The organism is Microbacterium sp. LWH11-1.2 (genome assembly GCF_038397745.1).
Classification (GTDB): Bacteria; Actinomycetota; Actinomycetes; order Actinomycetales; family Microbacteriaceae; genus Microbacterium.
The window spans coordinates 1,900,552-1,923,558 of record NZ_CP151636.1 but is presented as its reverse complement, the minus strand read 5'-3'; the positions used below and the strand labels follow the sequence as shown (position 1 = coordinate 1,923,558).

Below are 23,007 nucleotides of genomic sequence, written 5' to 3'. Positions count from 1 at the left end.
GGATGTCATTTGTCGTCCCGGGTGACGGCGAGCTGGAACGTGTAGCGATCGGCGCGGTAGATGGTGCGGGCGAACTCGATCAGATGACCACGGCGAGAGGAGCTGACCCGGGTGACCGACAGCGCCGCCTCGCCCTTCGCGACTTCCAAGAGCCGGCTCTCCTGCGCCGTCAGCGTGATCGCCTTGATCTCCTGCTCGGCACGGAACACCTCGTGTCCGGCGAGGCGCAGCTGCTCGTACAGCGAGGCGCCGAGGTTCAGCGACTCGAGATCGAGCACCAGCCGCGGAACGTAGACGTCCTCGATCGCGATCGGCACATCGTCGGCGAGTCGGAGGCGCCGGATGTGCGTCGTCTCCTCCGACGGGGCGAGCCCGAGCGCGGCGGCGATGCTCTCGGGCGCTTCGATGCGGGCCAGCTCGAGAACCCGGGATGACGGGACCGCTCCGCGGCTGATCATGTCCTCTGTGAAGGAGGTCAGCTTCGGCGTCTTGGAGAAGATGTCGGCCGATCCGACATACGTGCCCGAACCGTGGACGTTGTAGACCCGCCCCTCCTCGACGAGCGTCGCGATGGCCTTGCGCACCGTCATCCGACTGACCCCGTGGATCGCCATGAGCTCACGCTCGGAGGCCAGGGCATCGTGCGGCGCCATGGACTCCGCGATCGACTCCCGGATGCTGGCAGCGACCTCTTCATACTTGTGCGCCATGGTCTGGTCCTTCCTGAGCTGACCGCATCATCCCTTGACCGCCCCCGATGACAGGCCACTGACAAGGTATCGCTGGGCGAACACCGCGAAGAGCAGCGGCGGCAGCGTCGACAGCACGGAGGCTGCGGAGATGTCTCCCCAGCGGATGCCGGTGCTGGTGATGAAGTTCGCCGCACCGAGCGTCACCGGAGTGGCGTTCGACGTCGACAGCACCAGTGCGAAGAGGTAGTCGTTCCAGCTGAAGATGAACACGAGCACGGCGACCGCCACCACGGTGGGAGCGAGCAGCGGCAGGACGATCGAGCCCAGCGTGCGGTAGATGCTCGCGCCGTCGACCGCTGCCGCCTCCTCGATCTCCTGCGGGATGTCTCCGAGGGCGGACGACAGCAGGATGATCGCGAGCGGGAGGTTGAGGAACGCGTTCGCGGCGATCAGCCCCTGGATGGTGTCCTGCAGACCCAGCGTCGAGAACAGGATGAAGAACGGCACCACGAAGAAGATCGCGGGAAGCAGGCGCAGCCCGGATGCGCTGCTGATGATCCACCGTCCGCCGAAGCCGAGCCGCACGATCGCGTACGTCGCGGGGATCGCGATGACCAGGACGACGAGGACGGTGCCGATCGCGATCAGCGCCGAATTCAGGAAGAAGCGCGGGAAGTCGTATCCCGAGGCGTAGAGCACGTTCGCGTAGTGATCGAGAGTGGGGGATGCCGGCGGCGCCAGGGGGTTCTTCGCGATCTCGCCGTCGGGCTTGAAGCTGACCAGCGCCGCGTTCAGCAGCGGCACGTTCACGATCAGGGCGACGACTCCGGCGAGCGCGGTGAACAGCCACTTCCTTCCGGATGCCGCGGGCTTCCGTGTCGCACGCGGGCGGATGGACGCTGTCGAGGGTCGGACGGTCGTCGTGCTCATCGCCTGGCCTCCATTCCGGTCGAGGAGATGCGTCGCACGATGAACGGCACGAACGGGATCAGGCAGAGCAGCACGACCAGTGCCGCGGCGGCGGCCTTCCCGAAGTCACCGGCCTCGAAGGCGGTCTTGTAGATGAAGATGCTGAGAGTGGTGGTCGTCGTGCCCGGACCACCCGCCGTGAGCACATAGATCACGTCGAACGTGCGGATCGCATCGATCGCGCGCAGGAAGAACGCGGCGAACAGCACGGGCTTGAGCACCGGGACGACGACCGAGAACAGGGAGCGGAAGTACCCGGCTCCGTCCATCGCCGACGCCTCGAGCAGCTCCTTGGGCAGGGACTGGAGTCCTGCGTAGATGATCAGGAACGTGAAGGGCGTCCACTGGAGAACGTCGAGCACGACCAGCAGCGGGACGACCGAGTCCGGCGAGAACAGCGACACGCTCAGGCCGACGCTCTCCAGCAGCGTGGGCAGGGCACCGATGTCGCCGTTGAGCAGAAGCCGGAACATCACACCGAGCAGGGCGGGCGCGATCATGATCGGCAGCAGCAGCAACGTGAAGAAGAGCTTCTTGCCGGGGAACGCGCGGTTCATGACCAGGGCGAGCGCGAAGCCGAGGACCATCTCGAGGGCGACGACGATCGCGGAGAAGCCGACCGTGAAACCGGCCGCCTTGGCGAAGCCGTCGCTGCGGAACAGCGACACGAAGTTGTCGATGCCGTTCAGCTCGTTGGACTGGTCGAGCAGAGTGCTGCTCTGGAACGCGGTCAGCGCGCCCGATGCGAGCGGGTAGAGCACGAAGACGGCCGCGAAGAGGATCAGGGGAAGGCTGAGAACGGTCGCCGCGAACGTCCTCTTGTGTCTCTCCGCGGCGATGGTCTTGGCGCGTTCGACGGTGTGGGGCATGGCGTCCATCCGGTCTGTCGTGCGATGTGCAGGGTGCTCCGGGGCGGGCCGCGCTGGCCCGCCCCGGAGTCGCTAGCGGTCCAGCAGCTCCTGCAGGTTGGCGTTCGCGGTCTCGAGCGCCTCATCGACGTCGGACTGACCGACCCACGCTCCGCTCAGATCCTCGGCCAGCTTGCTGTAGGCCTGGAAGGTCTGCGGGAACACCGGCTCCGAGAAGCCGTACTCCGAGATGCTGTCGGAGACCTGCGCGAACGCGGGGTTGATGTCGGCCTTGGCCTCGAGCACCTCGGGCATCGCCGGGATCCCGCCCGCCTCGGCGTACTGCGTCATCGCATCGGTGGTGGCGAGGAACGAGAGGAACTTCTTCGCAGCATCCTTGTTCTCGCTGTACTTGTTCAGCGAGACGGCGAGCGCGTGCACGTGCGTCTGCCCTCCCGGCACGGGAGCGATGGCGATCTTGCCGGCGACGTCGGGCGACTGCTCCGGGTCGTTGAGTGCCGCGAACGCCGCAGACCACTGGATCGCGAAAGCGGTGTCACCCGACTGCAGGGCCGCCTGGGTCTCCGGGAACTCGGCCTGCGCGCTGTCCGGCGACGTCCACTTGTTCTCATAGATGTCTGCGTAGAGCTGGACGGCCTTCTTCGCGGCGTCGCTCGTGAGGGCGGCCTTGCCGTCCTCTTCCCAGTTGCCGCCGTAGCCCCACAGCACGTCGTTCCAGATCATCGTGTTGTACAGCAGGTTCTTGGCCTGCAGGATCGTGCCGTACTCGGTGGGCGAATCGGGGTTCGTGCTCTGCGAGAAGTAGGCGGCGGCGACCTTGAAGTCGTCGAGGTCCCACTCGCTCGGGTCCTTCGGGGCGCGCGCCTCGCCGAGCACCGTCTCGCTGATCTTCTCGTACTCGGCCTGCGCGGCCGGGTTGCTGAGCAGCGCGTCGATGAGGTCCTTCCGGTAGAGGAGGAAGTGATTGCTCACGTCGAGCGGAAGGGCATAGAGCTCGCCCTCGTACGTGAGCCCCTCGGCGGCGACCGGGAAGTATGCGGACGTGTCGATGTCGGTGAGGGGTTCGAGCGACGGAGCGAACTGCCCGACGTTGTACGACGCCGTCCAGTAGATGTCGACGTCGGAGGACTTCGATGCCATGAGCGCCGTCTCCTTCGAGAACGTGTCCTGCCGTGAGAGCAGGGTCACCTCGACCTCGACGCCGTCCTCCTTGCCCTGCCCGGCGTTGTAGGCGTCGACGACCTCAGCCATCGCATCGCCCTCCGGGCCCGGCCAGGCGACGAGCTTCACGGTGCCCTCGCCCGAGCCGTCGGAGCCGCCGGAGCCGCCCGATCCCGTCGAGCAGCCGGCCAGCAGCGCTGCGGACACAGCGATTGCGCCCAGCGTCAGTGCTCGGTTCTTCTGCATCATTCCTCCAAGTGGTACGGTCCAGTGGTGGTTCGACTATGCCAGACCATAGCAACCATGACGACAAAATGTAACCTTCTCGAAACAATTGGTACGGTCCAGTTGTGAAACTCCACCGGCGCGACAGCATTTCACACCTATGACGTTCGCCACAGAAGTGATATGTTCGGGATCATGAGCACCGAGAACGAGCGCACCCTGGAGTCCGGCATCGTCACCGACCTGTCGGGAAAGATGACCTACGGGTCGTACCTCGGGCTCGATCAGCTGCTCACGGCGCAGCATCCGGTCAGCGCCCCGCAGCACCACGACGAGATGCTGTTCATCATCCAGCACCAGACCACGGAGCTCTGGCTCAAGCAGCTGCTGCACGAGCTCTCCTCGGCCCGTGAACTGCTCGCGAGCGACGACCTCCGCGAGGCGCTGAAGCGGGTCGCGCGCGTGAAGAGGATCCAGGACGTCATGACGCAGCAGTGGGCGATCCTGGCGACGCTCACGCCGACCGAGTACGCGCAGTTCCGCGGGGCGCTGGGCAACTCGTCCGGCTTCCAGTCGGTGCAGTACCGCGCGGTGGAGTTCGCCCTCGGCAACAAGAACGAGAAGATGCTGCAGGTCTTCGCCGATCATCCCGCCAATCTCGCGCTGCTGACGGCCGAGTGGGAGAAGCCGACCCTGTACGACGAGTTCCTCCGCTATGCCTCGCGGCGTGGACTGCCCGTGCCCGCCTCGATCCTCGAGCGCGATGTCCGCGAGCCCTACCGCGAGACCCCGGAGCTCGTGCCGGCCATCCGCGAGATCTACCAGAACCACCAGCAGAACTGGGATCTTTACGAGGCGTGCGAAGACCTCGTCGACCTCGAGGACAACTTCCAGTTCTGGCGCTTCCGCCACCTCAAGACCGTCGCCCGGACGATCGGCATGAAGGTCGGCACCGGCGGATCGAGCGGGGTGGAATTCCTGCAGCGCGCACTGGATCTCACGTTCTTCCCCGAGCTGTACACCGTGCGCACCGAGATCGGCGGCTGATGTTCGCCGTCACCTTCTTCGACGGCGAAGGATGGCGCGAGGGCGTCGTCGAGGCCGACGACGACGGACAGATGCTGCTGCGCGAAGTCGCGCTGCCGGCGGACCTGCCGCGCCTCGACGGCGTCATCGTCGGCGGATTCACCGACCACCACGTGCACCTGCAGCTCGTCGACGCCGACCTGCTGGCGGATTCGGTGCTGGGTCGCGTCGTGGATCTGGGCGGGAACGTCGAGGTGCTGGCACAGCTGGCCGTTCACAATTCAGCACGAACGTCGCCGAACAGCATCTCCCCGCCGGGTTCCGCCCGGTTCGGCGAAGTTCTTGCTGAGTTACGCACGCCGCTTGGCCCCACCGTCGAGTTCGCCGGCGCCTTTCTCACCCCGCCGGGCGGATACCCGTCCGACCGCGACTGGGCGCCGAGCGGTTCCTTCCGCGAGATCGCGAGCACCGACGACGCCGCCGCGGCCGTCGCGGAGATGGCGGATGCCGGCGCCACCCGCATCAAGGTCGCGAGCAACAGCGATGCCGGTCCCGTGTTCGACGATGACCTGCTCCGCACGATCATCGAGCTCGCCGCCGCGCGCGACCTCCCCGTCGTCGTGCACGCGCAGGGCCCCGCCGAGGCGCAGCGGGCGGCCCGACTCGGTGCCGCCGCGCTCGCCCACGCCCCTTTCTCCGAGCGGCTCTCCGACGAGGAGATCGCGGTGCAGGCGGCATCCGTCCGCTGGATCTCGACGCTCGCGATCCACGACGACCCCGAGCGGGCGACGGCGATCGACAACGTCCGACGCTTCCACGCCGCGGGCGGAACCGTGCTCTACGGTACCGACATGGGCAACGGTCCGACGCCCGTCGACCTGCATCCCGGCGAGGTCGCCGCACTCCGGGAGGCGGGCATCGACAGCCTCGCCCTCGTCCGCGCGCTCGCTCCGGCCGACCCGCGCGACCCGGCATCCGTCCTCCTCTTCCTCCGCGGCGACGCGGACCCGCTCCGCGCCCGCCGCCTCACCCCCGCCGATCTGAAGGTGTGACATGACCGACCTCCTCGACACCGCCCGCGCCCTCGATGCCGCCGACCCGCTCGGTGCGCACCGCGACGCGTTCCTCGACGCCCCCGGCGTCACGGCGTACCTCGACGGCAACTCGCTCGGCCGCCCGCTGCGCGACATCCCCGAGAAGCTCGCGACCTTCGTGCGCGAGGACTGGGGCACGCGACTGATCCGCTCGTGGGACGAGCAGTGGATGGCCCTGCCGATGGAGCTCGGCGACCGCATCGGCCGCGTCGCCCTGGGCGCCGCGGCCGGACAGACCGTCGTCGCCGACTCGACCAGCGTGCTCATCTACAAGCTCATGCGCGCCGCCCTTCGACACGCTCAGGGATCGACGGATGGGCGTCAGGGCACGAACGGCGCGCCTGCGCGGACCGAGCTCGTCATCGAGGCGGGCAACTTCCCGACCGACCGCTTCCTCGCCGAAGGCGTGGCAGCCGAGGCCGGCATGACGCTGCGCTGGCTCGACCCCGACCCGGTGCGGGGCGTGACCGTGGCCGACGTGCACCACGCGGTGTCGGAGCGCACCGCGCTCGTTTCGCTCAGCCACGTGGACTACCGTTCGGGCGCCCTCGCCGACATGGAGGCGATCACGGCGGCCGTGCACGAGTCGGGCGCGCTGATGATGTGGGACCTGTGCCATTCCGCCGGTGTCGTCCCGATGCAGCTCGACGCCTGGGGGGTCGACATGGCCGTGGGGTGCACGTACAAGTACCTCAACGGCGGACCCGGCTCCCCCGCGTTCGCGTACCTCCGCCACGACCTGCAGGGCGTGCTGCGCCAGCCCATCCAGGGGTGGTGGAGTGCGGCCGACATCTTCGCGATGGGTCCCGAGTACGCCCCGGCAGGCGACATCCGGCAGCTGCTCAGCGGCACTCCGCCGGTGACGTCCATGCTCGCGATGCAGGGGATGCTCGACCTCATCGAGCAGGCGACGATCGCTGAGGTGCGCGCGAAGTCGACATCGCTGACCGAGCTCGCGGTGCAGGCCTACGACGAGGTCCTCGCCCCCCTCGACGTGCGCCTGCTCAGCCCGCGCGATCCGCAGCTCCGCGGCGGCCACGTGACGATCGGCCACCCCGACTTCCGCGAGGTCACCCGGCGCCTGTGGGAGGACGGGATCATCCCCGACTTCCGCTTCCCCGACGGCATCCGCCTCGGGCTCTCGCCGCTGAGCACGTCGCACGTCGAGACGGTGACGGGCATCCTCGCGGTGCGCGACGCTCTGAAGTCCGATGGACGCTGACCCTTCGACAGGCTCAGGGACCCAGGGAGGCTCAGGGACCCAGGGAGGCTCAGGGACCCCGGGAGGCTCAGGGACCCAGGCGGGCTCGGGGAGCCCGGCCGTGCTGGACGACATCGATGCGCGACCCGGAAGCACCGCGTCGCTGCTGCGCACGCTGATCGGGCTCTACCTGCGGCCGCTGGGTGGAGAGATCTCGGCCGCCGACCTTGTCGCGCTCGCGGGCGATCTCGGCATCCCCGCCGCACAGGCGCGGACCGGCATCACGCGGCTGAAGCAGAAGGGCCTCCTCGTCCCGGAGCGCTCCGAGGCGATCGGGTACCGCCTGAACCCGGCTGCCGTCGGGATGCTGGAGCGCGGTGACCGTCGCATCTTCGAGATGCGCGAGATGACGGATGCCGACACCTGGTGCCTCGTGTCGTTCTCGGTCCCCGAGAGCGCCCGCAGCGTGCGTCACCAGCTGCGCCGCCGGCTGCAGTGGATCGGCGCCGGCAACGTGTCACCCGCCCTCTGGATCTGCCCGGGACACCTCCTGGACGAGGTGCTCGAGATCCTCGACGACCTGGGTGCCCGCCCCTGGACCACCCTGTTCCGGGCGTCCGACCCGCTGCCTGCCGGCTCGCTGATCGACGCCGCGGCGCACTGGTGGGATCTCGAGGCGCTGCGCGCCGAGCACCTCGCCTTCCAGGACTCGCTCGCCGCCCTTCCCGCCGAACCCTTCGCGGCGTACGTGCGGCTGATCGACAGCTGGCGCGTGCTGCCGTACACCGACCCCGGCCTGCCGCCGTCGATGCTGCCGTCCGACTGGCCCGGCCGCCGCAGCTTCGACGAGTTCGCCCGGCTCTCGGTCGGCCTTGCCGAGCCCGCGTGGGAGCACGTCCGGGCGGTCACCCGGCGGGACGCGCCGTCGTCGCCCTGACCACGAGCCGCGTCGGAAGAGTCACGTGCGTCTGCTCGATCGGCTCCGGCCTCGACGGAATCCGCCGGGTCGAGCCCGGCGGATTCCGCCTCTGGGTCGGCGGCGCCTGCGATGACGAGGAGACGGTGGCGACGTTCGAGATCGCCTAGGCCGTCGTCCCCGCGACCTCGCGCAGGAACCCTGTGACGTGCTCCTGCAGGCGCAGGATGCGCATCTCGCGCGCGAGCTCGCGGTCGTAGCCCTGGTACGCCAGCGGGGGCAGGACCCGCACGTTGCGGGAGCATCCGAACTCCGCGCACGCGAGGTTGCCGACGGCGTCGCCCTTGCGACCGGCCGCGCCCGCCTTGCGTGCCACGAACAGCTGCACGTCGTTGCGGAGCGTGACGTCCTCGCACCAGGAGCACTGCGCGCGGGCGAGCACGCGCTGCTCGGCGCGCTGCAGCACGACGCCGACGGGAGCATCGTCGATCCAGGCCACGACGTAGGCGCGGCGCGGCATCTTCGGATCGGTCCAGCCGAGGTAGTCGAGCTTGTCGAAGTCGATGTCCGCGAAGTCGGCGGGCAGGTGGAGGTCGGAGACCTCCTTGCGGGAGGCGTTGATGAAGGAGGCGCGGATGGCGCGCTCGTCGATGGGACGCATGAGAGAGGTGCTTTCGGAGTGGTCGCCGCAGCGGGCGAGTCGATCGGAGGTGGAGGTCACCGGCGATGGATGCCGGGTATGACGCAGCACCGGGGACGGGGATTCCGCCTCCGGCTGGTCCTCAGCCTCTGTCCGCGGCGCGGGGGGCGCCTGCGGCTCCGTTCTGCGCCGGAACGGCGCTCATCGAAAACAGCACCCGGCGAGCTTACACCTGTTTGTTTCACTCCGTGTCGGTGCGCCTATCGCCCCGCGGGATGCCGACCTACGCTTTCTGAAACGCCCGATCATGAAGGAGACCACCGTGTCCACGCCGCTGAACCGCCTTTCGCCCCTCCCGGTGCGTGAGCGTGCGGCGTGCATGTGCCAGCACGGCGACCGGTGCTCCTCGTTCGCTCCCGGCCACGCCCTGCACCTGATCCAGGCGCGCATCGCCTCGGCGACGCCGGCCGAATGGGTCGACGGCATCGTGGAGTCGGCGGATGCCGTGACCGGCGACCTCGTCGTGCGCGGGCTCGACGGCGCGGCGCACGCACTGTGGAACGGCTCGGGCGCCTCGCTCGAAGCGGGCCCCGGCACGCCGGTGGCCCTGCACGCGCGCTACGGCGTGCTCGCGATCGGGCGCACGCAGTACAACGTCGCCGCGGCCTGAGCCCTCCGGGCCCCAAGCCCCGCTGGGCGCCGAGCCATCCTGGGCCTCGCTGGGTCCCGGAGCCTGTCGCTGGGTCCCTGAGCCTGTCGAAGGGTCAGGCGCTCGCCATCATCATGTCCTTCATGGCCATGCACGCGTCCATGCAGGCCTGGCATGCCTGAGCGCACATCCTGCAGACCTCGCTGTGGTCGGCGTGCTTCATGCACTCGTCCATGCAGAGCTGACACATCGCGATGCAGGCGTTGAGCATCGACATCATGGTGGCGGGGGTCATCCCCTGCATCCGCATCATCGAGCGCATCATCGTATTGCACATGTCGGCGCAGTTCATGCATGCCGGCGCGCAGTCCATCAGCTGAGTGGAGCACACCGTACAGGCCTGCTCGCAGGCCGAGCACGCGTCCATACAGGCCTGCAGGACGGACATGTCCATCATGGCCATGTCATCGGTCATCGACTCCATGTTCTTCGACATGGCGCCCATCATCATCGAGTCCATCGCACACCGCTTCCTTCTTCGAGAGGTCCGCGGGCAGGACACCCGCCTGGCGCCAGGCTAGTCCTTCGACGGAGCCACGTCGACGGGTTCGGCATCGTTGACACGGCACCTGCGGATTGTCAATCCCTTGGCCGTCTTCGCCGCGGTTTGCGAGGGTGTGAAGGCAAACGATCCGCCTAGGAGAGGAGCAGCACATGAGTGCCGCAGATGACATCAAGAACGCCGCCGAGAAGGCCGCCGGCAAGGCGAAGGAAGGCCTCGGCAAGGTCACGGACAACGAGCGGCTCGAAGCCGAGGGCAAGGCCGACCAGGTCAAGGCCTCAGCCAAGCAGGCCGGCGAGAACGTGAAGGACGCCGCCAAGACGGCTTTCGACAAGTGAGGCCCGCCGACGGGCGGGCCTCACTTGTGGGGTCAGGCCCGTCGGCTCCCGCTGATCGCACGGATCAACCAGGCGATCACGGCGATGGCCAGCAGGACCAGTCCGACCCAGAGCAGGAACTGAAGCGACTGCACGAGTCCGCCGGTGATCGCGAGGATCACAGCGACGACGATGACGATGATCAACAGAATGTTCATCAGATTTCCTTTCGCCGGGGCACAGTGCGCCCGTCTACAGCGACCAAACGTAGCCACGTACGACTTTCCCCGTCAGGGGGTTGACTCAGGTACCTCCCAGGTGCCATCGCAAGGAGCTGAGGATCATGCCGGGCAGACGGAACAACTCTCTGAAGGATCCGGAACTCTACGAGGAGCTCCGCGATGACGGAGCATCCAAGGAGAAGGCCGCACGCATCTCGAACGCCGCGGCCAGAGACGGACGCAAGGCGGTCGGCCGCCGCGGCGGCGAGAGCGGCGACTACGAGGACTGGACCGTCCCCAAGTTGAAGAAGCGCGCCAAGGAGCTGGGCCTGACCGGCTACAGCGGGAAGCGGAAGTCCGAGCTCATCTCCGCCCTCCGGAATCACTGACCCGCGATGGCGCGATTCGGCATCGAGGAGGAGTTCCTCCTTCTCGACCAAGACGCCCTCGTGCCCCTGGCGATGGCCGCGGGCACGCGGGAGCGCTTCACGCGGCTCCGCACCGGCGGCAGCGTCACGGCCGAGTACCTGACCTCGCAGCTCGAGACCGCCACCGAGCCGGTCGATGACCGTGCCGAGGCCGAGACGCAGCTGCGCCACCTGCGCGGCCTGGTCGGATGGCATGCGCAGGAGCAGCGGGCGATCGCCGCCGCCACCGGACATCCGTTCGCCACGACGCGGACGTCGATCGTCTCCCCCTCCCCGCACTACGACGATGTCGCCTTCCGTCTCGGGCATCTCAGCCGCGACCACGAGGTGAACGGTCTGCACGTCCACGTCGAGATCGCCGACGACGAGGAGCGGGTCCGCGCGCTCAACCGGATCCGCGGCTGGCTCCCCGTGCTGCTGGCCCTCACCGGCAACAGTCCCTTCGCCAACGGCCTCGACACGGCGTTCGCCAGCTGGCGGAGCGTGCTGATCCACCGTCTCCCCTCGTCCTGGTGCCCGCCCCGGTTCCACGACCTCGAGGACTACCGTGGCCGCATCCGGCAGCTCCTCGACCTGGATGCGATCGGCGAGACGGCGTCGCTGTCCTGGGCCGTGCGGCTGTCGGAGCGCTTCCCGACGGTCGAGGTCCGGGTGTTCGACGCGCAGCTGGAGCCCGAGGACTCCGTGCTCGCCGCCGTGCTCTGCCGCGCCCTCCTGCTCTCGGACGACCGCTCCCTGCGGGGCGACCGACTCGACGCGGTCGATGCGTCGCTGTGGACGGCCGCGCGCTCCGGCATGGAGGCACGCATCATCGATCCCACGACGGGCGAGGCCGCCGATGCCTGGGCCGTCGTCGATCGGATGCGGGCAGCGAGCACGCCCGCGCTCCAGGAGTTCGGCGACGACGACTTCGTCACCGAACGGCTCGAGCGCATCCGCAGCGACGGCACCGGCGCGACGCGGCAGCGACGTGCGGTCGCACACGAGGGCGTGCACGGACTGGCCGCGCTCCTCCGGGCGGGGACCCCGGCCCCGATCACCGAACAGGACCAGGCGCCGACCCCGTGACCCGGGCGGTGCCGTGCCCCGCGTCGCGCCTTGGGGTGGGCAGCCGGGAGTAGTCTCGGCCTGTGGCATCCTTCGCCCCTGTTCAGCGTCTCGTGATCTCGATCGCGGTGCTCGCCTCCTTCGTCACCTTCCTCGACGGCACGGTCGTCAACGTCGCGCTGCCGGCGATCAGCCGCGAGATCGGCGGTGGCATCACGACTCAGCAGTGGGTGGTCGACGCCTACCTGATCACGCTGAGCGCGCTCATCCTCCTGGCCGGCTCCGTGTCGGACGCCTACGGTCGCGTGCTGGTGATGCGCATCGGGCTGATCGCGTTCGGAGTGGCCTCGATCGCGGTGGCCGCGGCGTTCGATCCGCTGACGCTCATCATCGCCCGCGCGGCGCAGGGCGCGGCGGGAGCGCTCCTCGTTCCGAGCTCGCTCGCGCTGATCACGGCCACGATGCGCGCCGAGGTGCAGGCCAGGGCGATCGGGGTGTGGACGGCGTTCACGACCGGCGCCATGCTCGTCGGTCCGCTGCTCGGCGGCCTCTTCGTCGACTTCCTCTCCTGGCGCTTCGTCTTCCTCATCAACGTCGTCCCGATCGCCATCACGCTTCTCCTGCTCGCCCGCCTGCACCTGCCGGAGCATGAGCGCACGGTGCGGGTCGACTGGTGGAGCGGCGCGCTGTGCGCCCTCGGCCTCGGCGCAGTGGTGTTCGCGCTCATCGAGCAGCCGAACCTCGGCTGGCAGTCCCCCGCGATCTGGCTCCCCGCCCTGATCGGTGCCGGGCTGTTCGTCCTGTTCCTGCTGCGTCAGCGCACCTCCTCCACGCCACTGATGCCGCTCTGGCTCTTCCGCGTGCGCGACTTCGGCTGGGGGAACCTGGCGACGCTCTTCGTCTACGCCGCCCTCTCGCTCAACGGCTTCGTCGTCGGCGTGTACCTGCAGCAGGGCGCGGGGCTCAGCGCCACGGCCGCCGGTCTCGCCAGCCTCCCCATGACGATCCTGATGATCCTGCTCAGCTCGCGCGCGGGAGCGTGGGCCGGGCGCTGGGGCCCGCGCATCTTCATGACGGTCGGCCCGATCGTGATGGCCGGAGGCGCCCTGCTGCTGCTCACGGTCGGCGCGGACTTCGACTACTGGTGGCAGGTGCTCCCGGCGATGATCGTGATGGGGCTCGGGCTGTCCCTCACGGTCGCTCCGCTCACCGCGGCGATCCTCGGCGCGATCGATGAGAAGCACTCCGGCATCGCCTCGGCGGTGAACAACGCGGTGTCGCGCGTCGCGGGCCTGCTCGTGGTGGCGATGCTGTCGACGATCGTCGGCGGGGCGCTCGACCTCGGCGGCTTCCACAACGCCGCCTGGGTCACCGCGTCACTGCTGGTGCTCGGCGGCGTCGTGTCGTGGATCGGGATCCGTCGGAACCCGGTCGAGCAACGCGCCGCCGAACAGAGCACGGGCGAGTAAGTCCCTGCCGGGCCACCCCCTTCGGGGGGAACCGGCCCTCTGCGAACGCCCACGACAGGCCGGATCGTCCACAACGGGGTGGGTCGGCGCTGAACTCCGTTGACCCTGTCGGTGGCCGCGCGCACACTGGATGCATCGTCTCATCAGCATCCGGAGGTCACCGTGAGCACTGCCCAGACGCCCCTTCCGCCCGTCGTCGACGCCGAGACCTGGCAGCGCGAGCTCGATGCGCTGCGGGTGCGCGAGAAGGCCGCCACCCGCGAGCTCGACGCCATCGCGGCGCAGCGACGACGCCTGCCGATGGTGCGGGTGCCGGACTACACGCTCATGGGCGCCGACGGCCCGGTGCGGCTCGCCGACGTCTTCGGCGAGCAGTCGCAGCTCATCGTCTACAACCACATGTGGTCCGACGGCAACGAGTGGCAGTGCCCTGGCTGCACCGGGTTCACCTCGCAGTTCACGCGCCTGGACTTCCTCGACCGCTACTACGACGCGCGCTTCGTGATCGTCACGAACGGCCCGATCGACGAGGCCGTCGCCTATCGCGACCGGGTGGGGAACCGCATGGAGTGGTACTCGAGCGCCGACAGCACGTTCGGCTCCGACGTCGACGCGCCGCCGGACGGCGGGTTCGCGGTGAACGTGTTCCTGCGCGACGGCGACACCGTCTACCGCACCTGGCACACGAACGGGCGAGGCACCGAGCGCTTCAGTCACCTGCAGGCGCTCGTCGACGTGCTCCCGTACGGTCGGCAGGAGGTGTGGGAGGACTCGCCGGAGGGCTGGCCGCAGCACGGGACCTACGATCAGGGCATGGGGTCGAAAGAGGTCGCGCAGCTGTACGGCGCCGGAAGCTGAGGCCCGGTCCCGATCAGCTGACCCTGTCCCGTTCTGCTGACTCATCGCCGAGATGGGCCAGCAGAACGGGACAGCGACCGCTGATCGGGACAGCGACCGCGAGCTGACCGCGTCAGGTGACGGGGCTGAGCGTCTTCGCGATGTGCGTGTGCACGGCCTTCAGCCAGGAGACGAGGAACTCGACGGTCGAGTCATCGGTGACCTCGCCGTCCTCCGTGAACAGTCCGTCGCGCATGTGGATGTACGCCTCGGGCTGCGCGAGCTCGGGCGAGGCGAGGAACGACAGGATCGAGCGCAGCTGCTGCTGGGCGACGGCCGTGCCGATCGGTCCGATCGAGCCTCCGATGACGGCGGACGGCTTGCCGGCGAAGCTGTTCTGACCCCACGGACGGCTCGCGGTGTCGAGCGCGTTCTTCAGCACACCGGGGACCGACCGGTTGTACTCCGGCGTCACGAGGATGATCGCGTCGGACGCCTCGATGCCCTTCTTGAACTCGGCCGCCTCGGCCGGGATCGCGGCATCGTGATCCGCGGAGTAGAACGGGAGGTCGGCGATCGGGATCTCGGTGAGCGTCAGATCGGCCTGCGGCGCGAGCTTCACCAGGGCGCGCGAGAGCCGGCGGTTGATCGAGGTCGAGGAGATGCTGCCGACGAGGAAGCCGACGTTGTAGATGGTCATACCGAAGAGGTCCTTTCCAAGGTCCATGCAATTGCATATAACGCCAACGACGCCTCCCCTCGGAGAATTCCCGATCGGCGGGGTAGGTTTCTGGAGTGCTCCGTCGCCCCTCCTCCGCCCGGACGCCGCGGGCCGCGCTGGCCGCGCTGGCGGTCGGCATCCTGCTCGGACTCACGGGCTGCACCGCCGCGACCGGCGCCCCCGCGGCATCCGCTCCGCCCACCGACTGGTCGCTCCCTCCCGCGGGAGCCGTGGTCGACTATCAGCTCGGCGGCGCCTACGCGCCCGCCGCAGAGGTCGCCGTCGTCGGGCGCGACCGCGCAGCCGATCCCGCTCCCGGCATCTACTCGGTCTGCTACGTGAACGGCTTCCAGACCCAGCCCGGCGAGCTCGACGCCTGGGATGCCGATCTGCTGCTGCACCGCGACGGCGACGTCGTGTTCGACCCGGACTGGCCGGATGAGGCGCTGCTCGACACGGCGACCCCGGAGAATCGTGAGCGCATCGCCGCACAGGTCGTCCCCTGGATCGACGGCTGCGCGGATGCCGGATTCGACGCGGTCGAGTTCGACAATCTCGACACCTACACGCGCTCGGACGAGGCGCTATCCCTCGAGGACAACCTGGCGCTCGCCGCTGTTCTCGTCGACGCCGCGCACCGCGCCGGTCTCGCCGCGGGGCAGAAGAACTCCGCCGAGGATGCCGCCGCACTGCACGAGCAGGCGGGATTCGACTTCGCCGTCGCGGAGGAATGCGCGGCCTACGAGGAATGTCGCGCGTACACCGCGGTCTACGGGGATGCCGTGATCGACGTCGAGTACTCCGACGAGCTGCCGCGGACGTTCGCCGAGATGTGCGCCGACGAGGATTCCCCCGCGTCGATGGTGCTGCGCGACCGCGACCTGCTCACCCCTGCGGACGAGGGCCACGTGTTCGAGACCTGCCCGGACTGACACCCAGACGATCGCGTGCCTGTCAACGGGAGAGCCGGATCGCGACGGAACCGCGATCCTGGTGGTCCGACCAGAGAGGATCCCTCATGAGCGACCCCCGCAGCTACCCCGAGGACCACAGCCCCTTCGACGCCGCCGCAGCCGCGCCGGACGGCGAGAAGGTCTTCACGGCCGACGACCCGGCCACCCATGACGACCCCGCCGCTCCCGATGCCGTGCAGTACGGCGGTGCCCATCGAGACGGCTCCGGCACCGACGATCCCGCGGCGGACGATGCCGGGCCCGAGCTGCTGGACACCCGGACGAACACGGATCCCGACATGAGCGTCGTCGACGAGGACTGACACCGGACGACAGTCGGGGCGAAGCCCTCGCTAGGCTGACGTCGTGACGAGGACGCAGGGGGTGGCGGCCGGTGCGCGGGCTGCCGCTGCCGGCGCGGCGCGCACGGTCGTGAGCCGCTCCGCGCTGCCGTTCTGGATCGCCGCCGCCGCGATCGTCGCCCTGCTCGCCGGGGTCATCGGCTTCGGCGGCCTCGCCCCGGCATCCCGGACGCCGGCTCAGGTCTCCGCCGGCGACGGCGCGCGCACCTCGCTGTACACCGTCTCCGTGCTCGACGCGGAGCTCACCGACGCCGTCGAGAGCCAGTTCCTGGAGGCGGAACCCGGCGAGACGCTGCTCGTGGTGACGGTGCGGCTGGAGAACCTCTCCGACCGGGCGGTCGGCGTCGAGCGCTCGGCCGACCGCGTCGATTCGCGGATGATCGTCGGGCGCGAGCCGATGCTCGAGATCTCCGGCGTCGTCGTGACCGGCACGGCGCGCTCGTGGCGCGCGGACGGCTCGCCCCGCGCCGTCATCCTGCAGCCGGGCGTCCCCGCCGAGGTGACGATCGCGTGGCCGGTCGCCGACGACGACGCCACCGTGCGCGCCCTCGCCGACGGAACGGCCCGGCTCGACGTCCACGACGCGACGGAGCAGGCCGGTCAGGTCATTCTCGCAGCCTCCACGATCAACTGGCGGCGGGCCGCGCTCAGCGCGCAGATCGAGTTGGCGGCTGCTCCGTGAAGCGCGTCGCGAAGGGCCGGGCGTCGGGTCGTGCTCTCCCCTGGGTCATCGGTGCCGTCCTCGTCCTCGTGGCCGGCGTCGTGACAGCCGCCACTCCGCCCGAGCAGGCACTACTCGATCCGTTCGTCGTGCGCGGTGCCGCCGACGGCGGCCCGGCAACGGCTCGCACGCTCGCCGTCGTCGTGGTCGACGTCACCCGCACCGAGCACGTGACGATGACGGATGAGGAATGGGAGGCCGAGGGGAACTGGCTCGTCGTCGAGCTCGCCGTCTCCGCTCCGACGACCGAGGTCGATGCCGCGATCGGCGTGGCCAGTCTGCTGATCGACGGGCGGGTGTTCCAGGCGAGCGAACGGCCGCCGGCGACCCTCGTCGCCACGGATCTGCGCGTAGGGACGGACACGGTGGGGATGCTGGCGTTCGAACTGCCCGACGACCTGCGCTCGGGCGTCGGCGAGCTGCGGCTCAGCGGGCGCTATCCGACGCCGGAGCTCGATGACGTGATCGCCTTCCGGGTCGACCTCGACCGGGCGTCGACGGCGCCGAGCGTCGAGATCGAAGCCCCGCGTCTGGGGACGCCATGACGTCGTGGTGGCGCAGGCAGCGGGTCGCCCTCACGGCGCTGATCGTGGCGGCCGCGGCTGTCGTCGCCGTGCACGTGTGGCTCGACGTGCTGCCCGCGTCGACCGGCGACCCGTCGACGGTCGAGGCAGAAGCCGGCTCCGCCGAGATCGCCGGACAGACGCTCTCCGTCGAGTCCGCCCGCTGGGGCGAGTTCGAGGCTCCGGAGGGATCCCGCACCCTCAGCATCCGGATCGAGTCGGGTGGCGGTTCGCAGGCGACGACCTGCGGGCTGTTCACCCTCGCCGAGGCAGAGGGCGACCGCGTCTGGAGCAACGCGCGCTCCGTGCTGGACGTGCCCTTCGACGCCGGAGAGTCGTACTGCCAGGAGGCGTCAGGGCCCTACGCCCTGCTCGCCGTCTTCCTGCTTCCCGACGACGCCGACGGCCCGTTCGTGCTCGAGGTCCCCGGCGACGGCGAGATCGCCCGGTTCCCCGTCGAGCTCTGAGTCCCGCGTCCCCATCTCGGCCTCAGGACGTCCGATGACCGCATCGAAGGCGGTGGCCACGATCGCGACGCGGAGCGGCTCGGCGATCACTCCGACGGCCACGAGCAGGAGCGGGAGGAAGGCCGCCCAGAACGACGTCTCCTGTCCTCCGAAGATGCCGAGCACGGCCCGGGAGCCGACCTGCGTCGCCCAGGCCCACACCGCGTAGGCGACCGCCAGGCATCCGAAGACGACCGGTCCGCCCCGCCAGATCAGGGCGACCGCGGCCCACAGCTCCTCGAAGCGGCGGGTGACGATCGTGACGAGGCGCGACACCGTCCCGTTCGACGCGCCCGCGAAGCGACGCAGCACGGGCGGCGTCTCATCGAACGCGGTGCCGTAGGTGACACCGGCGATGGTCAGCCAGGCAGCGGGAACGAAGACGGCCGCGACCAGGAAGCCGACGAGCCAGAGCGCACCCTCCCACAGCGCGGCGACGGGGACCAGGTTCGCGGCGAACCAGTCGCCGACTCCGTCGAGCCAGACGGCCGCAGCCCGCTCGGCCAGCCACTCCTTCGTGTTCGCCCACCACTGCCCCACGAGCGTGAACAGCATGAAGGTCCAGAGCACCTCGGCGTACGCCGCGACGACGAGCGTCCACGAGGGCAGCCGGGCGCCGAATCGGGCGAGGACGACACGGACGGCGAGCGCGATCACGAGCACCGCGACCGGCAGCACTCCGATGGCGACGAGCCCACCGCGGTCGCCGAGCTGGTCGAGGTCGTATCCGGCATCGCGCAGAGCGATGCTGCTGGCGATCCGGAAGAACTCGATGAGGTCGGCGTCGAGCAGACCCCAGGCCGCCGAGAACGCGAAGAACGGCAGGATCGCCGTGAGGATGGCCTGGGCGAAACGTCGCGGTCCCGGCTCCCCCTCGGGAGCGGCATGCGGCAGCGAGGGCTGCACCGTGAGGTACATCGCGACGTAGGAGATGAGTCGCGCCGCGACCGCGAGCGGGAGCAGGAGCAGACCGCCGAGCGTGGTCAGGCCGCCGACGAATCCGGCCAGCTGCACGAGCAGCTGGTGCACCGCCTCGCCGCCGAGATACCAGGCCACGAGCGCCGGCCAATGCCGCGCGAGGATGCGCCCGAAGGTGCGGAGGGCCTGGAGCATGCCCCCACCGTATCGGGTCGGCATCGCCCGCGATTCAGCCCACCGTCTCCGCCGCACGGCGGGCGGGGCGCGCGAGACCCAGGCGCTCGCGCAGGGTGCTCTCCTCGTATGCGGTGCGCGTGAGCCCGCGGCGCTGCAGCTCCGGCACGACGAGGTCGACGAAGTCGCGGAACCCCTGCGGCTGCGTGAGGGCCTGCACGACGAAGCCGTCGGCCGCGCCGTTCTCGAAGCGCTCCTGCACGTCGTCCGCGATCTCGCGGGCGCTTCCGACCGTGACCGATTCCCAGAACGACTCCGCGTAGAGCTGACGGGGCGTGAGTCGCTCCCCCGACTGCAGGCGGGCCAGCTCGCGGTTCGGCGACTTCGACTCGTTCGCGATGTCGCTGTCGGTGTCGCGGGCGACGGCGATCACGGCATCCGGATCATCGGGCAGCGCCTGCCCGATGGAGTGCGCCACGTCCTCGACGACGATCGCGTCGGGCGTCGAGGCGAGGAGGCCGTCGGCGATCGCGCGAGCCTCCTCCCCGGTCTCCGCGACGACCGGTCGCAGCTGTGGCAGGATCGCGAGGTCGTCGGCATCCCGACCGTGCGCGACGACGCGTGCCTTGAGCCCCGCGTAGAAGCGCTGCGCCTCGGCGAGGGGCAGGGAGCGGGCGAAGACGGCATCCGCTGTGGCCGCGGCGAGCTCCTGCCCTGCCTCCGATCCCCCCGCCTGGAACAGGACGGGGTACCCCTGCGGCGGACGGCTCACGTTGAGCGGGCCGCGCACCGCGAAATGCGCGCCGCGGTGCTCGGCCGTCTGCAGCCTGTCGGGGTCGGCGAACAGCCCGCTCGCCCGGTCGGCCAGGATCGCGTCGTCGGCCCAGCTGTCCCAGAGCTGCTGCACGACGTCGACGAACTCGGCACCCCGCTCGTAGCGCAGGGCATGATCGAGGTGCGCGTCGCCGCCGAAGTTGCGCGCCTCCTCGGGGTAGCGGGACGTGACGAGGTTCCAGGCCGCGCGGCCTTCGCTGATGTGGTCGAGCGAGGCGATCGCCCGTGCCGCGTGATACGGCTCGTTGTAGCTGGTCGACACGGTGGCGGCGAGGCCGATGCGGCTGGTGCGCGCGGCGAGCGCCGACAGCAGGGTCAGCGGCTCCAGCCGGGTCTGTCCGTAATGGTCGACGCCCGAGGGGAAGCGGTCCCAGAAGTACAGGCCGTCCGCGAGGAAGATCGTGTCGAACACGCCCCGCTCGGCGGTCTCCGCGAACTCAGCGTAGTAGTCGATGTCGACGTGCCGATGCGGCTCCGCCGTCTCGTGGCGCCAGCCCGAGACATGCGATCCGCCGGGGTGGAACAGGAAGGCTCCGAGGAGCAGTCGACGGGTCATGCGGCGTACCTTCCGGCGGGTCGCTCGAGTCCGAGGTTCTCCCGCAGCGTGCTGCCCGCGTACTCGCTCGGGTAGATGCCGTGGTCGGTGAGCCGCGGCACGATGTGCTCGACGAAGCGGTCGAGGGTGTCGGGCAGGGTCGGCGCCATCAGGATGAAGCCGTCGGCGGCGCGCTGCTCGTAGCGCTCGATGAGGTGCGCGGCGAGCGTGTCGGGGGTGCCGACCGTGAACCGCTTCCGCAGCACGTCCCAGGCGAGTTCGCGCAGCGTGTAGGGGCGCTGGGCGAGCAGGTCGGCGATCGCCTGGTATCCCGACTTCGACTGGTTGAAGCTCTCGACGTCGAAGTCGAATGTGAACGGCTCGTCCACGTCGCGTTCCCCGAGGTCCACGCCCAGGTAGTGCCCGAGCAGGTCGACCTGCACGCGTTCGGGTGTGAGCTCGGCGAGCTCGCGGAACCTCTCCTCGGCCTCGGCGGGACTGTCGCCGATGATGGGCGAGAACCACGGCAGCACCTTGAGGTCGTCCGCCTCGCGTCCGGCGGCGACCGCTCGTCGCCGGTAGTCGTCGTACAGCCCCTGCCCGGAGGCGAGCGATCCGCCGCCGAGCGTGAAGACGGCATCCGCGGTCTTCCCCGCCAGTGCACGGCCTGCTTCCGATGCTCCGGCCTGGAAGAGCGGCGGATGCCCCTGCACCGGTCGCGGGATGTTGAGCGGTCCGCGCACCGAGAAGTGCTCGCCGCGGTGCTGCAGGACGTGCAGCTTGGCCCGGTCAGCGTAGCGTCCGGAAGCCTTGTCGAACAGGAAGGCGTCGTCGTCCCATCCGTCCCAGAGGCCGTTCACGACATCGACGAACTCCTCGCCGCGGGCATAGCGGATGCCGTGCTCGAGGTGGGCGTCGCGCCCGAAGTTGCGGGCCTCCTCGTCGCTCGCGCTCGTGACGAGGTTCCAGGCCGCGCGTCCGCCGCTGAGGTGGTCGAGCGAGGCGAGCTTGCGGGCCACGTGGTACGGCTCGTTGTACGTGGTCGACACGGTCGCCGCGAGACCGATGTTCTTCGTGCGCTGCGAGAGCGCGCTGAGGAGCGTGAAGGGCTCGAGGCGCACGTTGGTGCCGTGCTCGATGCCGGAGCGGAAGCGGTCCCAGACGTACAGCTCATCGGCCAGGAACAGCGTGGCGAAGCGCCCGTCCTCCGCCGTCTGCGCGAAGCGCGTCCAGTAGTCGAGGCCGAGATAGGAGTCCGGCTCGGCCCCCGGCGAGCGCCATCCGGTGATGTGCTCACCACCCGGATAGAACACGCCGGCGGCGAAGACGAGCGGCGCGCGGCTCATGCCGCCACCGCCGCACGGGTGGCACCGGAGAGCGCGGGGGCGACCTCGGTCGTGAAGAGCTCCAGCGCGTCCTTCTGCTCCTCGAGGTCGCGGTACAGTCCGTCGAGCTGCAGCTGCACGTGCGTCGTGTACGCGAAGGCCGGATGCCGCGCTATCGACGCGGCGATGTCGTCCGCCGTCCCGTAGTGCAGGGTGAGACGGTCGGCGATCTGCGCCGTGGAGTGGGCTTCCGGAAGGAAGTCCCTCGCCCACTCCCACTTGGCGCGGAGTCCGTCCTCGGCGCGAGCGAGCGCCTCTTCTCGGCTGCGGCCGGGGAAGATCCAGGTCGACAACCCCAGTCGAGGAGTCGCTCCGTCGGCGAGGCCCTGATGGTACGCCGCGGCCGAGACCTCCGCCGGCACCACCTGCGTCGTGCCGATCAGCACGCCTTCGCCGCGCCGCCCTGTCTCGAACGCGCTGCGCTCCGTGAGGGTCGCGTGCCACACGCGATCCGCGAGTCCCGGACGGGCCGGCGAGAGCACCTCCCCGTCGACCGTGACCGGGTGCCCGCGCAGCGCGGCCGTGAGCCTGTCGACCGACCCGAGGTACGCCCTCCTGCTCTTCTCCCGATCGTCGATCGGTGTGACGCCGAACGCCGCCGCGGTCTGCGGCTGGCCGCCGTTCGCGAGTCCGAGCTCCACACGTCCGCCGCTGAGGGCGTCGAGCACGGCAGCGTCCTCCGCCACGCGCAGCTCCTGTTCGAGCGGAAGGGTGATCGCCGCCGTGCCGAGACGCAGCCGGCTCGTCTGCGCGGCGAGCACCCCGAGGAAGACGAACGGCGACGGCAGGCCGCCGAGCCGACCGGCATCCGGCTTGGCCAGATGGAACTGCCGCACCCAGGCCGAGTCCACGCCGAGGGCCTCCGCATGCACGAACAGGTCGAGATGATCGAGGTAGGTCTGCTCGACCGCGCCGCGATGATCGGCCAGGTGGGCGAACAGTCCGATACGGAGCGGGGCGGATGCGCCGACGGGCGCGACGGAAGAAGACGCGGCAGGGGAAGACATGGCGC

28 protein-coding genes are annotated in these 23,007 nt (G+C 69.8%); 16 read left to right on the top strand and 12 right to left on the bottom strand.

Translation table 11 applies throughout. From position 1 onward, the window contains the following. Nucleotides 1-5 precede the first annotated feature (5 nt). The 4 genes from MRBLWH11_RS09210 to MRBLWH11_RS09195 all read right to left on the bottom strand — a co-directional run bounded on the left by MRBLWH11_RS09210 (nucleotide 6) and on the right by MRBLWH11_RS09195 (nucleotide 3,937). The gene (locus tag MRBLWH11_RS09210) at nucleotides 6-710 is read right to left on the bottom strand and encodes a GntR family transcriptional regulator (RefSeq protein WP_116635561.1); all 705 of its coding nucleotides are present in this window, start codon (nucleotides 708-710) and stop codon (nucleotides 6-8) included. 27 nt (nucleotides 711-737) lie between these two features. Then, on the bottom strand, nucleotides 738-1,622 hold the full coding sequence (locus MRBLWH11_RS09205; RefSeq protein ID WP_341947657.1) for a carbohydrate ABC transporter permease: 885 nt from the start codon (nucleotides 1,620-1,622) through the stop codon (nucleotides 738-740). Continuing rightward, nucleotides 1,619-2,530 (bottom strand): sugar ABC transporter permease, encoded by a 912-nt coding sequence (locus MRBLWH11_RS09200; protein WP_165808062.1) that lies wholly within the window; start codon nucleotides 2,528-2,530, stop codon nucleotides 1,619-1,621. The genes MRBLWH11_RS09205 and MRBLWH11_RS09200 overlap by 4 nt, the downstream gene beginning before the upstream one ends. 72 nt (nucleotides 2,531-2,602) lie before the next feature. Next, nucleotides 2,603-3,937: an extracellular solute-binding protein gene (locus MRBLWH11_RS09195; protein ID WP_341947656.1), complete on the bottom strand. Its 1,335-nt coding sequence runs from the start codon at nucleotides 3,935-3,937 to the stop codon at nucleotides 2,603-2,605. A gap of 174 nt (nucleotides 3,938-4,111) precedes the next feature. Here MRBLWH11_RS09195 and MRBLWH11_RS09190 point away from each other — a divergent pair, with 174 nt between their 5' ends. The 5 genes from MRBLWH11_RS09190 to MRBLWH11_RS09170 are packed head-to-tail and all read left to right on the top strand — an operon-like array spanning nucleotide 4,112 to nucleotide 8,323. Next, nucleotides 4,112-4,963, top strand: coding sequence for a tryptophan 2,3-dioxygenase family protein (locus MRBLWH11_RS09190; RefSeq protein ID WP_341947655.1), 852 nt, complete (start codon nucleotides 4,112-4,114; stop codon nucleotides 4,961-4,963). After that, complete coding sequence (locus MRBLWH11_RS09185) at nucleotides 4,963-5,994, top strand: hydrolase (RefSeq protein ID WP_341947654.1); 1,032 nt, start codon at nucleotides 4,963-4,965, stop codon at nucleotides 5,992-5,994. Before MRBLWH11_RS09190 ends, MRBLWH11_RS09185 begins: the two co-directional genes overlap by 1 nt. Nucleotide 5,995: 1 nt before the next feature. Further along, on the top strand, nucleotides 5,996-7,258 hold the full coding sequence (locus tag MRBLWH11_RS09180) for an aminotransferase class V-fold PLP-dependent enzyme (RefSeq protein WP_341947652.1): 1,263 nt from the start codon (nucleotides 5,996-5,998) through the stop codon (nucleotides 7,256-7,258). Further along, nucleotides 7,248-8,174 (top strand): PaaX family transcriptional regulator C-terminal domain-containing protein, encoded by a 927-nt coding sequence (locus MRBLWH11_RS09175; protein ID WP_341947651.1) that lies wholly within the window; start codon nucleotides 7,248-7,250, stop codon nucleotides 8,172-8,174. The genes MRBLWH11_RS09180 and MRBLWH11_RS09175 overlap by 11 nt, the downstream gene beginning before the upstream one ends. Next, complete coding sequence (locus MRBLWH11_RS09170; RefSeq protein ID WP_341947650.1) at nucleotides 8,123-8,323, top strand: hypothetical protein; 201 nt, start codon at nucleotides 8,123-8,125, stop codon at nucleotides 8,321-8,323. The genes MRBLWH11_RS09175 and MRBLWH11_RS09170 overlap by 52 nt, the downstream gene beginning before the upstream one ends. Here MRBLWH11_RS09170 and MRBLWH11_RS09165 read toward each other — a convergent pair. Continuing rightward, nucleotides 8,320-8,874 (bottom strand): FBP domain-containing protein, encoded by a 555-nt coding sequence (locus MRBLWH11_RS09165; RefSeq protein WP_341947649.1) that lies wholly within the window; start codon nucleotides 8,872-8,874, stop codon nucleotides 8,320-8,322. The genes MRBLWH11_RS09170 and MRBLWH11_RS09165 overlap by 4 nt on opposite strands. A gap of 241 nt (nucleotides 8,875-9,115) precedes the next feature. Between MRBLWH11_RS09165 and MRBLWH11_RS09160 the strand changes: the two genes are divergently transcribed. Continuing rightward, the gene (locus MRBLWH11_RS09160; RefSeq protein ID WP_341947648.1) at nucleotides 9,116-9,463 is read left to right on the top strand and encodes a hypothetical protein; all 348 of its coding nucleotides are present in this window, start codon (nucleotides 9,116-9,118) and stop codon (nucleotides 9,461-9,463) included. Nucleotides 9,464-9,557: 94 nt separating this feature from the next. Here MRBLWH11_RS09160 and MRBLWH11_RS09155 read toward each other — a convergent pair whose 3' ends face one another. Beyond that, nucleotides 9,558-9,962 carry a hypothetical protein gene (locus MRBLWH11_RS09155; RefSeq protein WP_116635549.1) on the bottom strand — a complete coding sequence of 135 codons (405 nt, stop codon included), beginning with the start codon at nucleotides 9,960-9,962 and terminating at the stop codon, nucleotides 9,558-9,560. Nucleotides 9,963-10,156: 194 nt separating this feature from the next. On the opposite strand from MRBLWH11_RS09155, the gene MRBLWH11_RS09150 reads away from it, so the two are divergent. Continuing rightward, entirely contained in the window at nucleotides 10,157-10,342 is a 186-nt protein-coding gene (locus MRBLWH11_RS09150; RefSeq protein WP_116635548.1) for a CsbD family protein, read from the top strand. Nucleotides 10,343-10,374: 32 nt separating this feature from the next. Here MRBLWH11_RS09150 and MRBLWH11_RS09145 read toward each other — a convergent pair whose 3' ends face one another. Next, a complete protein-coding gene (locus tag MRBLWH11_RS09145; protein WP_162836769.1) occupies nucleotides 10,375-10,539 on the bottom strand; it encodes a hypothetical protein in 165 nt (54 codons plus the stop codon). 125 nt (nucleotides 10,540-10,664) lie between these two features. On the opposite strand from MRBLWH11_RS09145, the gene MRBLWH11_RS09140 reads away from it, so the two are divergent. The 4 genes from MRBLWH11_RS09140 (at nucleotide 10,665) to MRBLWH11_RS09125 (ending at nucleotide 14,344) form a co-directional block, all read left to right on the top strand. Beyond that, nucleotides 10,665-10,931 (top strand): Rho termination factor N-terminal domain-containing protein, encoded by a 267-nt coding sequence (locus MRBLWH11_RS09140; protein WP_341947647.1) that lies wholly within the window; start codon nucleotides 10,665-10,667, stop codon nucleotides 10,929-10,931. Between the two features lie 6 nt (nucleotides 10,932-10,937). After that, nucleotides 10,938-12,038 carry a YbdK family carboxylate-amine ligase gene (locus MRBLWH11_RS09135; protein WP_341947646.1) on the top strand — a complete coding sequence of 367 codons (1,101 nt, stop codon included), beginning with the start codon at nucleotides 10,938-10,940 and terminating at the stop codon, nucleotides 12,036-12,038. Nucleotides 12,039-12,100: 62 nt separating this feature from the next. Then, entirely contained in the window at nucleotides 12,101-13,486 is a 1,386-nt protein-coding gene (locus tag MRBLWH11_RS09130) for an MFS transporter (protein WP_341947645.1), read from the top strand. A gap of 162 nt (nucleotides 13,487-13,648) precedes the next feature. Next, on the top strand, nucleotides 13,649-14,344 hold the full coding sequence (locus tag MRBLWH11_RS09125) for a DUF899 family protein (protein WP_341947644.1): 696 nt from the start codon (nucleotides 13,649-13,651) through the stop codon (nucleotides 14,342-14,344). 112 nt (nucleotides 14,345-14,456) lie between these two features. On the opposite strand, the gene MRBLWH11_RS09120 is transcribed toward MRBLWH11_RS09125, so the two are convergent. Continuing rightward, a complete protein-coding gene (locus MRBLWH11_RS09120; RefSeq protein ID WP_116635544.1) occupies nucleotides 14,457-15,023 on the bottom strand; it encodes an NADPH-dependent FMN reductase in 567 nt (188 codons plus the stop codon). 95 nt (nucleotides 15,024-15,118) lie between these two features. On the opposite strand from MRBLWH11_RS09120, the gene MRBLWH11_RS09115 reads away from it, so the two are divergent. The 5 genes from MRBLWH11_RS09115 to MRBLWH11_RS09095 all read left to right on the top strand — a co-directional run bounded on the left by MRBLWH11_RS09115 (nucleotide 15,119) and on the right by MRBLWH11_RS09095 (nucleotide 18,110). Further along, on the top strand, nucleotides 15,119-15,976 hold the full coding sequence (locus MRBLWH11_RS09115; RefSeq protein WP_341947643.1) for an endo alpha-1,4 polygalactosaminidase: 858 nt from the start codon (nucleotides 15,119-15,121) through the stop codon (nucleotides 15,974-15,976). An 86-nt stretch (nucleotides 15,977-16,062) separates the two neighbouring features. After that, a complete protein-coding gene (locus tag MRBLWH11_RS09110; protein ID WP_341947641.1) occupies nucleotides 16,063-16,320 on the top strand; it encodes a hypothetical protein in 258 nt (85 codons plus the stop codon). Nucleotides 16,321-16,363: 43 nt separating this feature from the next. Next, nucleotides 16,364-17,041 (top strand): hypothetical protein, encoded by a 678-nt coding sequence (locus tag MRBLWH11_RS09105; RefSeq protein ID WP_341947640.1) that lies wholly within the window; start codon nucleotides 16,364-16,366, stop codon nucleotides 17,039-17,041. Beyond that, a complete protein-coding gene (locus MRBLWH11_RS09100; protein WP_341947639.1) occupies nucleotides 17,038-17,625 on the top strand; it encodes a hypothetical protein in 588 nt (195 codons plus the stop codon). The genes MRBLWH11_RS09105 and MRBLWH11_RS09100 overlap by 4 nt, the downstream gene beginning before the upstream one ends. Further along, nucleotides 17,622-18,110, top strand: a complete 489-nt coding sequence (locus tag MRBLWH11_RS09095) for a hypothetical protein (RefSeq protein ID WP_341947638.1) — start codon at nucleotides 17,622-17,624, stop codon at nucleotides 18,108-18,110. The genes MRBLWH11_RS09100 and MRBLWH11_RS09095 overlap by 4 nt, the downstream gene beginning before the upstream one ends. Here MRBLWH11_RS09095 and MRBLWH11_RS09090 read toward each other — a convergent pair. Genes MRBLWH11_RS09090 through MRBLWH11_RS09075 form a run of 4 tightly spaced genes read right to left on the bottom strand, consistent with a single transcriptional unit; the run spans nucleotide 17,997 to nucleotide 23,002 of the window. Continuing rightward, nucleotides 17,997-19,262, bottom strand: a complete 1,266-nt coding sequence (locus MRBLWH11_RS09090) for a hypothetical protein (protein WP_341947637.1) — start codon at nucleotides 19,260-19,262, stop codon at nucleotides 17,997-17,999. The two genes, MRBLWH11_RS09095 and MRBLWH11_RS09090, sit on opposite strands and share 114 nt — an antisense overlap. A 34-nt stretch (nucleotides 19,263-19,296) precedes the next feature. Next, nucleotides 19,297-20,631 carry an NtaA/DmoA family FMN-dependent monooxygenase gene (locus MRBLWH11_RS09085; protein ID WP_341947636.1) on the bottom strand — a complete coding sequence of 445 codons (1,335 nt, stop codon included), beginning with the start codon at nucleotides 20,629-20,631 and terminating at the stop codon, nucleotides 19,297-19,299. Next, a complete protein-coding gene (locus MRBLWH11_RS09080) occupies nucleotides 20,628-21,956 on the bottom strand; it encodes an LLM class flavin-dependent oxidoreductase (RefSeq protein ID WP_341947635.1) in 1,329 nt (442 codons plus the stop codon). The genes MRBLWH11_RS09085 and MRBLWH11_RS09080 overlap by 4 nt, the downstream gene beginning before the upstream one ends. Then, the gene (locus tag MRBLWH11_RS09075) at nucleotides 21,953-23,002 is read right to left on the bottom strand and encodes an LLM class flavin-dependent oxidoreductase (protein WP_341947634.1); all 1,050 of its coding nucleotides are present in this window, start codon (nucleotides 23,000-23,002) and stop codon (nucleotides 21,953-21,955) included. The genes MRBLWH11_RS09080 and MRBLWH11_RS09075 overlap by 4 nt, the downstream gene beginning before the upstream one ends. Between the last annotated feature and the right edge of the window lie 5 nt (nucleotides 23,003-23,007).

Bases quoted from the DNA above. Each gene is read 5' to 3' on its own strand.
- MRBLWH11_RS09210 (WP_116635561.1), bottom strand. From the start codon at position 710: ATGGCGCACAAGTATGAAGAGGTCGCTGCCAGCATCCGGGAGTCGATC.
- MRBLWH11_RS09205 (WP_341947657.1), bottom strand. From the start codon at position 1,622: ATGAGCACGACGACCGTCCGACCCTCGACAGCGTCCATCCGCCCGCGT.
- MRBLWH11_RS09200 (WP_165808062.1), bottom strand. From the start codon at position 2,530: ATGCCCCACACCGTCGAACGCGCCAAGACCATCGCCGCGGAGAGACAC.
- MRBLWH11_RS09195 (WP_341947656.1), bottom strand. From the start codon at position 3,937: ATGCAGAAGAACCGAGCACTGACGCTGGGCGCAATCGCTGTGTCCGCA.
- MRBLWH11_RS09190 (WP_341947655.1), top strand. From the start codon at position 4,112: ATGAGCACCGAGAACGAGCGCACCCTGGAGTCCGGCATCGTCACCGAC.
- MRBLWH11_RS09185 (WP_341947654.1), top strand. From the start codon at position 4,963: ATGTTCGCCGTCACCTTCTTCGACGGCGAAGGATGGCGCGAGGGCGTC.
- MRBLWH11_RS09180 (WP_341947652.1), top strand. From the start codon at position 5,996: ATGACCGACCTCCTCGACACCGCCCGCGCCCTCGATGCCGCCGACCCG.
- MRBLWH11_RS09175 (WP_341947651.1), top strand. From the start codon at position 7,248: ATGGACGCTGACCCTTCGACAGGCTCAGGGACCCAGGGAGGCTCAGGG.
- MRBLWH11_RS09155 (WP_116635549.1), bottom strand. From the start codon at position 9,962: ATGGACTCGATGATGATGGGCGCCATGTCGAAGAACATGGAGTCGATG.
- MRBLWH11_RS09150 (WP_116635548.1), top strand. From the start codon at position 10,157: ATGAGTGCCGCAGATGACATCAAGAACGCCGCCGAGAAGGCCGCCGGC.
- MRBLWH11_RS09145 (WP_162836769.1), bottom strand. From the start codon at position 10,539: ATGAACATTCTGTTGATCATCGTCATCGTCGTCGCTGTGATCCTCGCG.
- MRBLWH11_RS09140 (WP_341947647.1), top strand. From the start codon at position 10,665: ATGCCGGGCAGACGGAACAACTCTCTGAAGGATCCGGAACTCTACGAG.
- MRBLWH11_RS09135 (WP_341947646.1), top strand. From the start codon at position 10,938: ATGGCGCGATTCGGCATCGAGGAGGAGTTCCTCCTTCTCGACCAAGAC.
- MRBLWH11_RS09120 (WP_116635544.1), bottom strand. From the start codon at position 15,023: ATGACCATCTACAACGTCGGCTTCCTCGTCGGCAGCATCTCCTCGACC.
- MRBLWH11_RS09110 (WP_341947641.1), top strand. From the start codon at position 16,063: ATGAGCGACCCCCGCAGCTACCCCGAGGACCACAGCCCCTTCGACGCC.
- MRBLWH11_RS09095 (WP_341947638.1), top strand. From the start codon at position 17,622: ATGACGTCGTGGTGGCGCAGGCAGCGGGTCGCCCTCACGGCGCTGATC.
- MRBLWH11_RS09090 (WP_341947637.1), bottom strand. From the start codon at position 19,262: ATGCTCCAGGCCCTCCGCACCTTCGGGCGCATCCTCGCGCGGCATTGG.
- MRBLWH11_RS09085 (WP_341947636.1), bottom strand. From the start codon at position 20,631: ATGACCCGTCGACTGCTCCTCGGAGCCTTCCTGTTCCACCCCGGCGGA.
- MRBLWH11_RS09080 (WP_341947635.1), bottom strand. From the start codon at position 21,956: ATGAGCCGCGCGCCGCTCGTCTTCGCCGCCGGCGTGTTCTATCCGGGT.
- MRBLWH11_RS09075 (WP_341947634.1), bottom strand. From the start codon at position 23,002: ATGTCTTCCCCTGCCGCGTCTTCTTCCGTCGCGCCCGTCGGCGCATCC.